Origin of the sequence: Schaalia radingae (assembly GCF_900106055.1) — a bacterium.
Lineage (GTDB): Bacteria > Actinomycetota > Actinomycetes > Actinomycetales > Actinomycetaceae > Pauljensenia > Pauljensenia radingae_A.
The window spans coordinates 588569-604281 of the sequence record NZ_LT629792.1 but is presented as its reverse complement, the minus strand read 5'-3'; the positions used below and the strand labels follow the sequence as shown (position 1 = coordinate 604281).

The window sequence follows — 15713 nt, the reverse complement described above, 5'->3', positions numbered from 1 at the left end:
CGACCCACAGGCCGCCCTCGTCGATGACAGAACGTCTACTTGGCTGCGTTGACGAGCTCCATGCGGTGGGCGTCGTCCTTGTAGATCTCCTCCGCATTGTCCTGAGTAACAATCTGCGGAGTCAGCAGGAAGGACGTGACAGCATGACCTTCCATGGATTCATACTGTTCTTTGTCCACAGTCGCGCCGTCAACGGTTGGGTCAGCATTTCCCTGTGCTGCCTCCATAGCCAGCTGAATGGCGCCCTTGACCAGGAGACGAGTGTCCTTGAAGATCGTGGAATATTGCTTGCCCTGGACAACCCAGCCTACAGATTCGTCTTCAGAGTCCTGACCCGTCACTACTGGAACAGGTTTTCCAGCCTGCTCAACGGCGGTGATGATTGCGCGCGCCAGTGTGTCGTTGGGCGAGAGTACGCCGTCGGGAACTTCATCCCCCTGATAGGTGGACGTCAGCAACGAAGACATGCGATCCTGCGCGTTATTGGGCTTCCACCCCTGAGTTGCGACCTTGGTGAAATCGTTTTGGCCAGATTTCACAACCAGGGTACCGTCATCGATCTTGGGCTGAAGCACTTCCATCGCACCGTTGAAGAATTTCAAGGAATTCGAATCGTCGGGCGAGCCGCCAAATAGTTCAATATCCCAGGGCGTGGGCGTACCCTTCGCCTCAAGTCCTTCCAGCAGTGCCTGGCCCTGCAGCTTACCAACACCGTAGTTGTCGTAGGCGATGTAGTAGTCCTCGTCCGTGGTATTCGTCAAGAGTCGGTCGTAGGCGATGACGGGGATGCCCGCCGACTTCGCCTGTTGAAGCTGTGTGCCCAGTTGGGACCCGTCGATAGCGCCAATCAACAGAACATCAACGCCGTTCTCAATCATTGCGGCAATCTGGTTCTGTTGTTCGGCGACACCGCCATTTGCGAATTGCAAGGTACACGTGATGCCTGCTTCGGCACAGTCATCTTTAAACATTTGCTCGGCTTCAACCCAGTTTTGGGACGTCTTTTGCGGCATAGCGATGCCCAACGAAATATCCCCACCGGCGCTTCCCGCCGATTCTCCTGACGCACCTGAGTCCGCAGCAACACCGGATTGATCCGAGGTGCCCCCGCCTCGTCCACCGCACGCACTCATAGCAAAGGCGAGGGTGGAAACTGCGCAGACCGTCGCAATTTTCTTGAGAGGTTTCATGTCTTCCTTCTTTCGATAAGTGAGTCTGTCTTTGAATGCTCGTCTGTGAGAATCCACGCGCGCTCGGAACGTTTGATCCACTCCAACCGCGTGAGTTTGCCGACAAGCATCTGTTTGGTTTCATGGATCAGGCAGGTGAACTGCCCGTAGGCGATTCTCCTTTCGTGACAGGATCGACCGATGTTTTTCCAGCGTCGTTACTGATTTGCATGAGAGCTGACTCGTCCGCTTCGTCAATGGTTGGCGAGCCGGCAGTTAATTTTGCCGGGCTGCTGCCAGGAGAATTCTCCGCCGATTCGATGGCTCGCCTGTTTCGTATCGCGTTTTGGAACGTACCGATCAGCGAGCGCTTGCCCTGACGCTTGGAGTAGACGTCAACTGCGACGGCCAGAAGCAGAACGAGTCCCTTAATGATCTGTGTCCAGTCAGAGCCCACGCCCAGCAGCTGAAGACCGTTGTTCAGAAATGCCATTACCAGAGCGCCTACCATCGTTCCACCGATAGTTCCAATTCCGCCCCACACCGATGCGCCGCCGATGAAGCAGGCTGCGATCGCATCGAGCTCCCACATATTTCCGTCCTGAGGCCCCGATGAGGTGGATCGGCCGATAAACACCATCGCTGCGATAGCGGCTAGAACGGAGGAGGTACACATGACAGCGAAATTCGTGCGTTTGACGCGGATGCCTGTCAAAGCTGCTGCAGCACGGTTGCCACCAATCGCATAGACGGACCGTCCGATGATTGTGCGTGTCGAAATAAAGTGGAAAATGATGACAAGGACAACCACGATGAGTCCTGGTATCGGGAACGACGTGCCTGGCCTGCCTGTAGCGAAGAGCCACATCACGCCCAGGATGGCACCGCCTACGACGACAAGACGCACAATCGGTACCCACAGTGGCGGCACATCTGACTGGGCCCGGAGGCTCTTGCGCCGACGGTTAAATTCGCCCCATGCCAGCGCGGCGACGATCAGAACAGCAAGGACCATCGTCGGCAAGTTAAAGGCTAAGACATCTGGAGCAATATCGGGCATATAGCCCGCGCCAAGGGTCTGGAAAAGCTCAGGGACAGGTACTGTCATGGATTTCCCAATGAACTGGTTGGCGCCTCTGAACAGCATCATGCCCGCCAGGGTTGTGATGAACGCCGGGATTCCCCATTGGGCTACCCAGAAACCCTGCCAGCATCCCACGAGGATGCCAACGCCCAGTCCTACCAGCAAGCCGACAACAGGCGGCAACCCGGATTCAGTCGTCAATTTGGCAACGATGATGCCAACGAAGGCTGCTACCGATCCCACCGACAAATCAATATGCCCGGCAATGATGACCAGTACCATCCCCATCGCCAGGATCAGCACGTATGCGTTGCCCATGATCAGGTTCATGAGGTTTTGTGATTGCAGGACTTTGCCGCCCGTAAAGACCTGGAAAAACACGACGATCACCAGTAGCGCTGCGATCATCGCAAATTGTCGAAAATCGCCCCCGAAAAGAGCGCGAAAATTCTTTTTCATAGTGTGTCCTTTTCTCCTGCTACGCGGACTGGGGTGTTGTTGATGAGGTCATGAGGTGCATGAGTGTTTCCTGGTCTGCCTGATCCGACGGCATCTCGCCGGTAATCTGACCTTCGAAAATCGTGTAGATTCGGTCGGTGATTCCCAAAAGTTCGGGCAATTCAGAAGAGATGACGATCACGGCTTTTCCTGCAGCGGCGAGTTGCTGAATGAAGGTGTAAATCTCATACTTGGCGCCCACATCAATCCCACGGGTTGGCTCGTCGAGGATCATGACGTCGGCGTCAGTGAACATCCACTTCGCTAAAACCACTTTTTGCTGGTTCCCGCCGGACAGCGTGCCGACCCCTGTCATGACAGATGGGGTCTTGATTCGCAATTCTTTACGATATTGCTCGGCTGCCATGACCCCTTCGTCAATATTCATGATCCTGTTATGGGTGATTTTTTCCGGGCGTGCCGAGATAACGGACTCGTATATAACGTCCAGCAGGTTCAATCCGAGGGTCTTGCGGTCTTCAGGCAAGTAAGCCAGTCCCGCTTCGATGGCGCGAGGTACGGTATCAGCCTTAACTGGCTGGTGGTCGATCTTCATACTGCCCGATTCCCACACTCCGTAAGATCGGCCAAAAATGGAGCGCGCCAGCTCAGTCCTCCCGGCACCCATCAGGCCCGCAAAGCCGACCACTTCCCCTGCCCTGACATAGAAACTCGATCCCTTGCATACCCATCGATCTGCGGCGACAGGGTGGCGAACCCACCAGTCATCCACTTCAAATCGAATGTCACCGGGGTGCGATTCACGTTCGGGGAAGCGGCGGTCAAGCGGACGCCCAACCATGAGACGAATGATGTGATCCTCGTCGATCGGTGAATTCTGTGCGTCGATGTATCCCACGGTTTTCCCATCACGAATGACCGTGACTGAATCAGCGATTTGGGCGATTTCGTCGAGCTTATGCGAGATCATGATCATGGTGATTCCACGACCGCGCTGCTTGCGCATGAGCTCCAGTAGATGCGCTGATTCTTCCTCATTCAGCGCAGAGGTCGGCTCATCCAGAATCAGCAGTCGGACGTCCTTGGCAAGAGCTTTCGCGATTTCAACGAGCTGCTGCTTGCCGACCCCGATGTTCGAAATCAGCTCATCCGGCGACTCGTCCAGTCCAACCTCCGCCAGGTATCGGGCTGCCCGCAGTCGTGTCTGGTGCCAGTCAATTCCGAAACTGCTGCGAATCTCATTTCCCAGGAACATGTTCTCCGCTATCGACAATGTCGGGATGAGAGCAAGTTCCTGGTGAATAATGACGATTCCAGTTCTTTCAGAGTCGCGAATTGTCGCGAACCTCATTTCCTCACCGTTGTATACAACCTGGCCGTCGTAGGTGCCATGGGGATGCACACCGGACAGAACTTTCATCAATGTGGATTTACCTGCGCCGTTTTCCCCGCAAATTGCGTGAATCTCGCCGCGACGCACTCTTAGATTGACATCGTCGAGTGCAATGACTCCGGGGAATGCCTTGGTGATGTGCTTCATCTCCAGGAGCGTGTCTTGTGCTTCATCGATCATTCGTTCTCCAGTGAACTGATGGACTGTGATGCCGCGAGCTGCAATGCCCTCAGGCACCACCACAATACACGCCAGTTTCACTTCATGAAGTCAATTTACGCATTTGTGTTTAACTTTTAAATCCAAATATTGTCGCCGCGCACATATGGTGGAATGTCAGCAGAGACCACCGCGTCTCTTCCCTTCATTACAGTAGCCGCTAACGCAAGAAGGTGGCGGCAGAGCCTGCCAGCTCCGCCGCCACCTCACATTCCCACTCCAGGGGCTGAAATCGGTCGGGTTTTACTCCTCGACACCCACCATTTCCATGATGAGTTCACGCACGCGCGCAGCGTCGGCCTGGCCTCGAGTCGCCTTCATCACTGCTCCGACCAGGGCGCCAGCGGCCTTCACTTTGCCACCCTTGATCTTCTCAACGACGTCGGGATTGGCGTCAAGTGCTTCTTGAACGGCAGACGTCAGTGCGCCCTCGTCACTGACCACCTCAAGGCCACGCGCCTGCACGACCTGCTCGGGATCGCCCTCGCCGGCCAGGACACCTTCGAGGACCTGGCGGGCAAGCTTATCGGTCAGGCGTCCATCGTCAACGAGCTTCTGAAGCTGCGCAATCTGCTCGGGTGCGACCGTCAGATCCTCCAACGCAACCTCATTTTGCTTCGCCGTGCGTGCCAGCTCACCCATCCACCACTTGCGTGCAGCGGCAGGTGAGGCACCGGCCTCAACAGTGCTTTCGATCAGCTCAAGCGCTCCGGCATTGACGACGTCGCGCATTTCCTTATCCGAATAAGACCACTCGGTGCGCAGGCGCCGACGCTTCGCTACCGGCAATTCAGGCAGCTCGGCGCGCAACTGCTCGACCCATTCGCGCGACGGAGCAAGCGGAACCAGGTCTGGTTCAGGGAAGTAGCGGTAGTCTTCCGCATCAGACTTCTCGCGGCCTGACGAGGTCGACCCGTCCTCCTCGTGGAAGTGGCGCGTTTCCTGGATGACTGTGCCTCCCGCCGACAGGATCGCAGCGTGGCGCTGAATTTCGAATCGGACAGCGCGCTCGATACCGCGGAAAGAGTTCACGTTCTTCGTCTCTGAGCGCGTGCCGAGCGGCGCATCGGGGCTGGGACGCAGCGACACGTTAATGTCGGCGCGCACGTTTCCGCGTTCCATTCGAGCTTCCGAGACTTCCAGCGTGCGGAAAATGTCACGCAGTGAGCGCACGTATGCTGCGGCAACCTCCGGAGCGCGTTCGCCGGCGCCTTCGATTGGACGCGTGACGATCTCAACCAGGGGCACGCCGGCGCGGTTGTAGTCCACCAGCGAGTGGTCGGCACCGTGGATACGGCCGTCCGCGCCGCCGACGTGGGTGTTCTTGCCAGCGTCTTCTTCCATGTGAGCACGTTCGATGTTGACGCGGAACATTTCGCCGTCTTCGAGTTCGACGTCGACATAACCGTCGTGCGCGATCGGCTCATCGTACTGCGAAGTCTGGAATGCCTTCGTCAGATCCGGGTAGAAGTAGTTCTTTCGGGCAAAACGGCAGTACTCCGCGATTTCACAGTTCAGTGCCAGGCCAATCTTGATGGCGTATTCAACAGCCTTGTGGTTGACGACCGGCAAGGAACCTGGCAATCCGAGGGACACTGGCGTAACAAAGGTGTTCGGGTCGCCACCGAACGCGTTGGGCGCAGCGTCAAACATCTTGGTCTTCGTGCCCAGCTCGACGTGAACCTCGATACCGAGAACAGGGTCGAACTGTTTGACCGCGTCTTCATAATCCATGAGGTCTTCCATCATTCGCTCACCTTCCAGTCGGCAGCCGGGCATCTGCCCGCAACATCATCGCTGAGCAGTTCAACAAGCGCTGCCACCTCGTACATCTTCTGATCATGACGTGCCGGTGCAATCACCTGGAATCCGACGGGCAGATTCTGTTCGGTCACGGCATTCGGAATCGTCATTGCGGGGACGCCTGCAAGGTTGGCCGGAATGGTGGCAATGTCGTTGAGGTACATCGCCATCGGGTCGTTGATCTTTCCACCCATCTCGAAGGCGACGGTCGGCGCGGTCGGCGAGACGAGGACGTCGACCTGTTCGAAGACGCGCGCAAAATCGCGCTGCACGAGGGTGCGGACTTTCTGCGCGGATCCATAATACGCGTCGTAGTAACCGGCCGACAGGACGTGAGTGCCCAGAATGATGCGGCGTTTGACCTCATCACCGAAACCAGCCTCGCGGGTAGCAGCCATGACGCGTTCGGCTGTGACATTACCTTCGGCGGGTTCAACACGGATGCCGTAGCGCATGCCGTCAAAACGTGCCAGGTTCGAGGATGCCTCGGCCGGCATGATCAGGTAGTAGGCCGCGAGCGCGTATGCAAAGCTCGGGCAGGACACTTCGATGACTTCAGCGCCTGCGTTCTTGAGGGCCTCCACACTGGCGTTGAACGCGTCGAGCACTGCGGGTTCATACCCCTCGCCGGACAGTTCCGTCACGACGCCGATCTTCAGTCCGGCAATGCTGCCCCGGTCTGCCACGGCGCGCACACTGTCAGCAAGGGGCGGCACCGGGTCAGTCAAGGATGTGGAATCGTGTGGGTCGTGACCACCGATGAGTTCCTGCAAGGCGGCAGCGTCCGCAACTGTGCGGGTGACAGGCCCGATCTGATCGAGCGACGAGGCCATCGCAACCAGACCGTAACGTGAAACCGCACCGTAGGTGGGCTTTGCCCCCACAGTTCCCGTCACTGCACCAGGCTGACGGATCGACCCGCCAGTATCGGAGCCGAGGGCGAGCGGCACCATGAACGCTGAGACAGCAGCAGCTGACCCGCCGCCGGATCCGCCGGGGATACGGCCAAGATCCCACGGGTTTCCTGTTGCGCCATATGCGGAGTGCTCAGTTGAGGATCCCATGGCAAATTCGTCCATGTTGGTCTTGCCGACGATCGGCAGGCCGGCCTCGTGAATCTTTTCGACGACCGTTGCGTCGTACGGTGGCAGCCATCCCTCGAGGATCCTGGAGGCACAGGTGGTGGGCATGCCACGTACGACCATGTTGTCTTTCACTGCGATGGGGACGCCTGCAAGGCGATGGAGCTTCTCCCCCGCTGCGCGGCGCTCGTCAACGCGACGAGCTGTTTCGAGGGCACCCTCGCGGTCAATATGCAGGAAGGCGTTGACGTGTTCATTCAGAGCGTCGATCCGGTCCAGGCATGCTGTCGTCAGTTCAACGGATGTGATCTGACCTGCCTCGAGCATGTCGGCGAGTTCGAGTGCGGATTTCTTGAGCAGGTCGTTCATCAGTCCTCCTCGAGAATCTGCGGGACGAGGAACATTCCGCGGTCCTGAGCCGGTGCCTGCGCCAGAACCTCATCACGGTCGAGGGTGGGGCCGACTTCGTCTTCGCGCCACACATTCGCCAACGGAATGGGGTGCGACGTTGCGGGAACGTCAGGGGTGGCAACTTCGGACACTTGTGCAACGGATGTAGCGATGACGTCAAGTTCACCGGCGAAGCGCTCGATTTCTTCTTGCGTCAGCGCAATCCTGGCCAGCCCGGCGACGCGGGCGACTTCTTCAGTACTGATGCGTGACATGGTGCCAATTCTATGTGGCACGAAGCAGATATTCGACCCAGCGGGCCCGAAGGCACGTGTCTGACATGTATAAGTTCTCAAATTGTCGGGAAGGAATTAGGCTAACGGCATGGCAGTTGCACGGAAGTGGCGTTTAAACCACCAGACGGGGTGGAAGATTCTCAAAGGTGTCGGTATCGGGCTGCTCGTTGCGCAAGCTGCTGCCGTCGTCACGGTTCATGCCGTTGACCGAGTCCGAATCGCACGTATTCCCGGTGGCCGTCACGGCTTCCCCACTTTGCCCCCCAGCGATGTCCAAATCGATTCGAACGTTGTGCGGACCTACACCGAGGGCGAGTCGCTTTATACCGACATGCTGGACGCGATCAACGAGGCTCGTGAGTCGATTTGCTTTGAGACCTACATCTGGGCGGCCGACGAGATTGGACGCGCCTTCAAGGATGCACTCTATGCCGCTGCTGATCGAGGCGTTCAGGTCTACATCGTTTACGACGGTTTCGGAGTGCTGAATCAGAATCCACTGTTCAAGATTTTCCCCAGGCACCCGAACCTGTTCCACCGGCGTATCCCTGAGATTCGTTCCGGCCTGTTCACGCTTAATTTGCGCAAGACAGGGCGTGATCACCGCAAGATTCTCGTCACCGACGGGAAGTACGGCTTCGTTGGTGGTTACAACATTGGTGAGCGTTTCGGCATCGAATGGCGAGATACTCACGTCCGTATCACCGGTCCGGCGGTGATGGAGTTGGCGGACGGGTTCGCTGAATTCTGGAATCATTTCAAGCGGCCGTGGCAGCCGGCTCTACCTGACGGCGGGGTTAAGGACTGGTTCCCACCCATCAGTGCCGAATTCAATCTGCCCTCACGATTACTGTTCCCCGTGCGGGGCCTGTACCTGGATGCCATTGACCGCGCGCGTGACCAGATCCTGATCACCACTGCTTACTTCATTCCCGATAAGGAAATTTTGCACAACCTGGTTGCGGCTGCGCAGCGAGGCGTGCGCGTGAAGGTGCTGATCCCTGAATATTCCAACCACATCATGGCGGACTGGGTTGCGCGCCCCTACTACGGAGAGCTGCTGCGCAACGGTATTGAAATCTGGCTGTATCAGCACGCCATGATCCACTCCAAGACCATGACGATTGATTCGCACTGGTCAACGATTGGTACTGCCAACATCGATCGCCTGTCGATGCAGGGCAATTTTGAAGTCAATCTGCAGTTCCGTTCCACCGCTTTGGCAGAGCGCATGGAAGAGATCTTCGCCAAAGACCTCACGACGTCCAGGCAGCTGACGCTAGAAGAGTGGGAGAGACGAGGCCTGCCCACCCGCATCATTGAGCGGCTCCTCCACCCCTTCGAGTGGGTCGTCTGAGTCGACTGAAGCAGCGTGTGCCTCGTCAGCCTGCGCGTCAGTTTCTTCGAGGACACTCATACCGCGTGCCAGCAGTTCGTCGAAGCGGGACTGGTCAAGAATCGGGACGCCGAGTTCTTCGGCTTTCGCCACTTTTGACCCGGCCCCAGGGCCTGCCACAACCAGTGACGTTTTCTTGCTGACCGAGCTGGTTGCCTGCCCGCCCCGATCCGTGATGGCTTCCTTCGCGCTGTCACGCGTGTACCCTTCCACCGATCCGGAGACGACGATCGTCAGTCCTTCCAGCGTGGCTGCGTGAGTGGATGCGGATCCACCCTCGTCACTGTCGTGCATGCGCACCCCTGAGGCTGCCCACCGGCGCACAATCTCCTGATTGTCAGGCTGTGCGAACCAGTCACCAATCGCGCGCGCAATGATCGGGCCTACCCCGTCGATTGCGCTGAGTTGTTCTTCAGTGGCCGAGGAAATCGCCTCCATCGAGGGCATTGCCGCTGTCAGTTCCCTGGCGACCGTGGGGCCGACGTGGCGAATCGACAGTGCAACCAGCACGCGCCATAGTGGCTGAGTGCGTGCCTGCCTGTCCATGAGTTCGAGCATCTGCGTCAGCGTGTCACGAGGGCGAGACTCCGCCGGTTCGCGGAACTTGATCTTCACCTTGTTTTCTGACCGCGTCCTGGTGACCCACGGCTGTGTCCAGAAGAAGTGGACGTACGCCCAGTCCTCGCTGGAAGGTACCTGGCGCCAGATCATCACATCTTTCACATCATCGGCGGTGAGCGTAAAGATTTCGCTTTCAGAGGTGACAACCGGGTCCTGAGCGGATGGCAGCATCGCATTTGCCGCTTCCATCTGCTCACCGTGACTTAAGTGGTCAACGTCGGTGAGCACAATGTGCGTGCCGTCTTCGAGCACGACTCGATGCCCCGCAATCAGCGCCGCCGCGACCTCGTCACGATAGTTCTCAGGCTGCGTCAGCGCGAGGGCGGCCTCAGCTCCCAGATGCTCGATGTCCAATGCGGACCGTGACGCAATATGTTCAATGCGTTCAGTCAGCTGCGCCGGGCACAGCGCGCGATTCAGACAGCGCAGGTCCGCATCGCCTTCAGACTCGGCCCTGAGCGTACTGCCGCACGACGGGCACTCGGTCGGCATGACGAATTCCCGCTCAGTTCCATCCCGTTCGTCCACCACCGGTCCAACAATTTCAGGGATGACATCTCCCGCTTTGCGCACAATCACCAGGTCACCGATCAACACTCCCTTGCGCGCCACCTCGCCCGCGTTGTGCAGTGTCGCTCTCTGCACATGCGAGCCGGACACGAACACCTTATCCATCACCGCGTAGGGCGTGACGCGACCCGTGCGTCCAACCTGGACGTGGATGTCGAGCAGGCGCGTCGTGACTTCCTGAGGTGGGAACTTGTAGGCAATCGCCCATCGCGGCACGCGCGAGGTGGCCCCCATCTGGCGCTGAAGCCCCTGATCGTCAACTTTGATCACGACGCCGTCGATCTCATGATCCAGTCCGGCACGCTGATCACCCAGCTCGTCAATGCGTTGAGCAATCTCGTCATAGGAATGCACCAGCCGCGTGTGAGGTGACACCGGGATTCCCCACTGTTGGAACAGCTCGTACCAGCCGAACAGGTGTGTAGGGGCGGTGAAAGACTCACCAGCCTCGATAGCGCCAATGCCGTGCGCCAACAGAGCGAGCGAGCGCTGCGCAGTGATCGCCGGATCTTTTTGCCGTAGTGATCCGGCTGCAGCGTTGCGTGGGTTGGCAAAAGGTGCCGGAGGCTTGTGGGGCTGACGACTCAGTTCTCCAGCACGATACTGCTCAAGTTTTTCCGCGTACTCGTTGTGCGCGCGAGCGCGCTGCTCGTTAATCTGCGCAAAGTCTTCCAACGGCATGTAGATCTCGCCGCGAATTTCCACCATTTCAGGGTGCGGACCGCCGGACAGGACATGCGGAATGGATGAAATAGTGCGCACATTCGCGGTCACATCTTCACCCACGCGCCCATCACCCCTGGTTGCCGCCTGGATGAGGAACCCGTTTCGATACAGCAGCGACACTGCCAGGCCGTCGATTTTAACTTCCGTCGTCATCGCGGTACTCGCAGAGCCAACCTCGTCAATCGTGCGCTGCCACCACGAGCGCAGTTCGTCCAGGGAGAAGACGTCCTCGAGCGACATCATGGGTTCTGCATGCTCGACCGGCGCGAATGCTTCGCTGCGTGTGCCACCGACCGTGGCCGTAGGCGAGTCAGGTCCTGATAGCTGCGGGTAGGTGCGCTCTATGTCCTCCAGCTGGCGGAAGAGGGTGTCGTAGTCCGCGTCGCTCAGTTGAGGCGCATCCTTGTCGTAGTAGTCGTGGCGTGCCTGCTCGATCCGTTCAACCAGGTCGACCCACTGCTCGCGTGCCGACGGTGGGACGCTCTGATCGGACTGGGAGCTCTGCGAGATGCTGGGCGGCTGAGCTGCGGGGGTGTTCGCGGTGGCGGCATGCTGATCTTCCATACGACTATTGTTCCACTGTTCGCGTTCCGGCTGGTCGACGAGGGCGACCTGTGGATGTCTGGGCGCGAATTGCGCGAATCGACGTAGGTGCTGTGGAGGGCGACTGTTATCCACAGGGCGTACGCGTGTTACTGCCTGTCCACAGTCCAGGTCATCTGAGTGGAGGCGCGGCGGTGAGGACATCACCATGTTGACATGACGACGTTGACACTTCCTATGCTTCGCGAACGAGAGGACGCACCCGCACGCGCGGCGAAATTCACCCGCGCTGAAATAGCGCCGGCCGGAGAGGACGACACTGCGGCTGCCGCTCACCCGTTAAAGACAGCTTTTCATCTGGCGTGCGTGAGTGGTCCGGATGTGGGACTGGTGGTGCCGATCGAAGCCTGTACGCTGATTGGCAGAGCAGATGGGCACGGTCTGACCTCGCAACATTTGTCCCGCACGCACGCTTTTCTTGAGGAACACGGTGCCGTGGCCCGCTCACTTACACGACGAGTGCGATCAGATCACGTACCCCGATGGCCCTGGCTGCGCCGCGAGCGCGCACAACTGTCCATCACCGATTGCGACTCCACCAACGGAACACGTGTGGCGCGGCGCCTCCCCCTCGTCGGCATGCTTCCGCGGCGCTTTTCTCGACAAGTCGGCACACGTGCGCTGCCCCTATCAGTGGGGCATCGTATTTTCGCTGGTGGAAACGAATTCGAGGTGCGTGCCAGGCCTCTCAACTCCTCCTGGCCACAGCCTGACCCCGTTCGCAATCGGTTCGTGCGATGGGGCATCATCCCCATGATGCTGTTCATCCCCATGATGGTGTGGCGCCTGTCCATGTGGGGAGGTGCTGCGCGTGGGTGGCTGGTCGGCGCATTGGGTGTGGCGGTGGCGCTGGTGGCAGGAATATTCGCGCTTCGCTTACTCAGGAGTCGGAGATTCTGGAGGCACTACGACGCAGCCTCCCTCGCCGTCGCGCTCAGCGCACTGCCTCGCGGCGATTCGCACTCATCTTCGGCGCCGTTGTCGTCTCCAGACAAACACAGCGGCAGCGGGGATCGTACGTTGCCAGATGCACTCCCTGTGTGGCCCGGCATGCCTGGAAAATCCCCTGCACTGGAGCTGAATCTGAGCGAGATATACGGCTCGTCACCTGCACCTGTCTTCCTCGTTTCAGGGCCCCGACGCGCGCCGATGCGTCGGGGCCATTCGCGCCGAACTGGAGAGCGAGCGCAGGTGCGTGTCGTCGGTTTCATTGGGGAGCACGCTGTGTCGGGTGCCTACTGGTGGGCAGCTCAAATCGCTGCCCGACTGGGCGGCGCCCGCATCATCAATCCAGATAGTCACGCGCGCCGCATCGGTTCGCCCGCAATCGACATTCACATTGTCCGCGGGTCCGCCTGCGTGGCATGTGCAGATAGAGGCGTATCCGAACTGAGACGTGCTGGAGATGGTCGGCGCGTGGTACATATTGGTGTTGGAGCAGGATATGCAGATTTACCCGAATGGTGTGACCACATCATTCGCCCGAACCACGTCCTCGTAACTGACCGATGGTGGGATACGTGCACCGAGTCCGCTGATGAAGGCACCCACAACAGTGTTCCGGACTCGGTAACATGGGAGGACCTTGCTCAGTGGGAGCCGGACGAATCGCACTCTCAGTGCCTGCGCGTACCCATCGGACACGACGGACACCGACTCGTCAGCATTGACCTTGTCTCAGACGGTCCTCACGCGTTGCTTGCCGGCACAACGGGATCTGGAAAATCGGAAGCGCTGACGACGTGGCTGGCGCAGATGTGTGAACGCTTCAGCCCGCGTCAGGTGCAACTCGTCCTCATTGACTACAAGGGAGGAGCCACATTCACGCCATTGACGCGATTGCCCCACACCCGCCAGGTCCTGACAGACCTAGAGCCTGATGCCACGAGTCGGGCGATTCGAGGACTGTCATCGCTCCTGCGAGAACGCGAACGCGACCTTGCGCGCCTCGGCTTTCCCGACATTCGCCGCTGGCATGAGGCTCATTGCCGAGGTGCGGCGCCCGAACCTCCCGCGCGCATCATTATCGCGATCGATGAGTTCCGGGTCCTCGCTGATTCGCATCCCGACACTTTGGATGCGCTGGTCAGGCTGGCTGCCCAGGGACGCTCCCTGGGATTGCATCTCATTGCTGCGACCCAGCGGCCGTCAGGGGCGATCACGCCGGCCATGCGCTCCAACATTGACATTCGCATCGCATTGCGCTGTGCCACCGAGGCAGATTCGCTCGATGCGATCGGCACCCCGGCAGCTGCTTCACTTCCTCGTCACCCTGGTCGTGCGCTTATCAATGGTGGGACGCACATACAGTTTGCGTACTGTGGTGACATAGAGCGGGTGGTTCGGCGCGTGCGCGACAGGTGGGGGCGTGAAAATGACTGCCCGCCGCTATGGGCGCCCGAGCTTCCCTCGCCCCTTTCATGGCACGAGGTTGACGCCACCTACCTTAGCCAGGTGGCAGTACGTGGATGCAGCGGGGAGGCTGATCGGCGCATTGCGATTGGGGTGGCTGATGGGATCGATATCGGACGCCATTACAGCGTGCTCTTTGAGGATGGGCATATCCGCTTGGAAGGGCCTCACTATCGCAGCGCTGATCTGGCGCAGTGTGCACAGGCGCTGGGCGTGAGGATCGGGCAAGCTCGCGGGATACCAATCCACCTGTGTGACAGCACATCGCTGGCCGGCCACGCGATGAGCACGCAGCTGTTTGCTTCCCGTCTCTCACTCGATGATGCAGGCGCCGTTACGCACCTGCTCACCGGCATTGCGGCACACGGCCCATCCGTCCTGATCGTCACCGATGTTCCCGACATGATGCGATCGTTGGACCGCGTGCTGTCAGCGGGCACGGCACACACTGTGTGGAGTGAGTGCTTGTCGCAGGCTCGTGCCAGCGGTATCACCATCGTTGCCGCAACTCCGGGTGAGTTTGGCACCGGGGGAAGCTGCAGTTCAGCTTTTTCTACCCGTTTTGTCGCAGCCCATTCGTCAGATGAAGCGCTGCGCGCAGGACTTGGTGTGCGCACACCGCTCACTCGCCACGATGGCCATTTCATTCTTGCCTCTCTTCCGTCACGTATCCGCTCCTCATGCGACGGAGGAATCGGTGAACCTGTTGACCTGACAGGGGTGTTATGTGCACTCCCCCACGCGATCCCCACCAATGCCGAGCGCGACACACATGCAGCCTCTGTCACTGAGAGTGCGGAGCCGTGGACGGTGCTGTCTTTGAATGCCCCTCTTTCAATGCTGCGGACTCGCCCTGACACAGCATTGTCGACAGAAGGGGCCGAGCTGACAGAAGGAGATAAGGCGGAGGGCAAGGCGCGGCGAGCAGATAGGACAGCTCCAGCAGGGAACGGGGAGCCCGCTGCGCCATGTCTGGGCTGGGTAGGAGCCTCACTTGAGTCACTCTCTTATCCGCACGGGTCGTGCGTGCTGATCGGTGATGATCTGGAGGATGCGCGCCGCATTCTCGAGACGCACTGGCATATGGTGTCAGGCCCACGCGATTGTCGGCCAGGCTTTGATCCAGCCCAGATCACGCTGCTTGGATCTCATCAGTGGACACAACTACGCTCACACGCGCATGACACAGTGATCGCGCTGGATCCGTCACCTGATTTGATTCGAGCATTGGCACAGGTCGCGCGCAGCGTTCCTGTCGCTGTTCGTGCGGAGCGGTGGGGAGCTCACAATGGGATCATTATGCATGCAGGACGAGTTGAGCGCTTCCGTCTCAACACAGCCCTTCTTCAGGAAAGATCCAGACCTTTCGATTCCTAAGGCACACCGGCTTCGGTCATCCGCAGGCGTTCGAGACACGCGCGTCACACTGGTCTTCTCCACATTTTCGTCCCCTCACACCGCCGCGCGTAAATCCTCGTGACTATTGACAC

General features: G+C 59.0%; 9 protein-coding genes. 2 read left to right on the top strand and 7 right to left on the bottom strand.

The features are described 5' to 3' along the window. Positions 1–35: 35 nt before the first annotated feature. The 6 genes from BLT69_RS02565 to gatC form a co-directional block, all read right to left on the bottom strand. Positions 36–1190 (bottom strand): substrate-binding domain-containing protein, encoded by a 1155-nt coding sequence (locus BLT69_RS02565; protein ID WP_058236037.1) that lies wholly within the window; start codon positions 1188–1190, stop codon positions 36–38. A gap of 127 nt (positions 1191–1317) precedes the next feature. After that, a complete protein-coding gene (locus BLT69_RS02560) occupies positions 1318–2712 on the bottom strand; it encodes an ABC transporter permease subunit (RefSeq protein ID WP_082628447.1) in 1395 nt (464 codons plus the stop codon). A gap of 19 nt (positions 2713–2731) precedes the next feature. Next, the gene (locus tag BLT69_RS02555; RefSeq protein ID WP_092649064.1) at positions 2732–4285 is read right to left on the bottom strand and encodes an ATP-binding cassette domain-containing protein; all 1554 of its coding nucleotides are present in this window, start codon (positions 4283–4285) and stop codon (positions 2732–2734) included. Between the two features lie 282 nt (positions 4286–4567). Beyond that, on the bottom strand, positions 4568–6070 hold the full coding sequence (gene gatB / locus BLT69_RS02550) for an Asp-tRNA(Asn)/Glu-tRNA(Gln) amidotransferase subunit GatB (RefSeq protein ID WP_092649063.1): 1503 nt from the start codon (positions 6068–6070) through the stop codon (positions 4568–4570). Next, positions 6070–7578, bottom strand: a complete 1509-nt coding sequence (gene gatA / locus BLT69_RS02545; protein WP_058236038.1) for an Asp-tRNA(Asn)/Glu-tRNA(Gln) amidotransferase subunit GatA — start codon at positions 7576–7578, stop codon at positions 6070–6072. Before gatA ends, gatB begins: the two co-directional genes overlap by 1 nt. Then, positions 7578–7874, bottom strand: coding sequence for an Asp-tRNA(Asn)/Glu-tRNA(Gln) amidotransferase subunit GatC (gene gatC, locus BLT69_RS02540; protein WP_058236039.1), 297 nt, complete (start codon positions 7872–7874; stop codon positions 7578–7580). Before gatC ends, gatA begins: the two co-directional genes overlap by 1 nt. Before the next feature lie 109 nt (positions 7875–7983). On the opposite strand from gatC, the gene BLT69_RS02535 reads away from it, so the two are divergent. Next, positions 7984–9252: a phospholipase D-like domain-containing protein gene (locus BLT69_RS02535; protein ID WP_058236040.1), complete on the top strand. Its 1269-nt coding sequence runs from the start codon at positions 7984–7986 to the stop codon at positions 9250–9252. On the opposite strand, the gene ligA is transcribed toward BLT69_RS02535, so the two are convergent. Further along, positions 9175–11772, bottom strand: coding sequence for an NAD-dependent DNA ligase LigA (ligA, locus tag BLT69_RS02530; protein WP_092648327.1), 2598 nt, complete (start codon positions 11770–11772; stop codon positions 9175–9177). The genes BLT69_RS02535 and ligA overlap by 78 nt on opposite strands. A 195-nt stretch (positions 11773–11967) precedes the next feature. On the opposite strand from ligA, the gene BLT69_RS02525 reads away from it, so the two are divergent. Then, positions 11968–15600, top strand: a complete 3633-nt coding sequence (locus BLT69_RS02525; RefSeq protein WP_092648326.1) for an FtsK/SpoIIIE domain-containing protein — start codon at positions 11968–11970, stop codon at positions 15598–15600. Positions 15601–15713 lie beyond the last annotated feature (113 nt).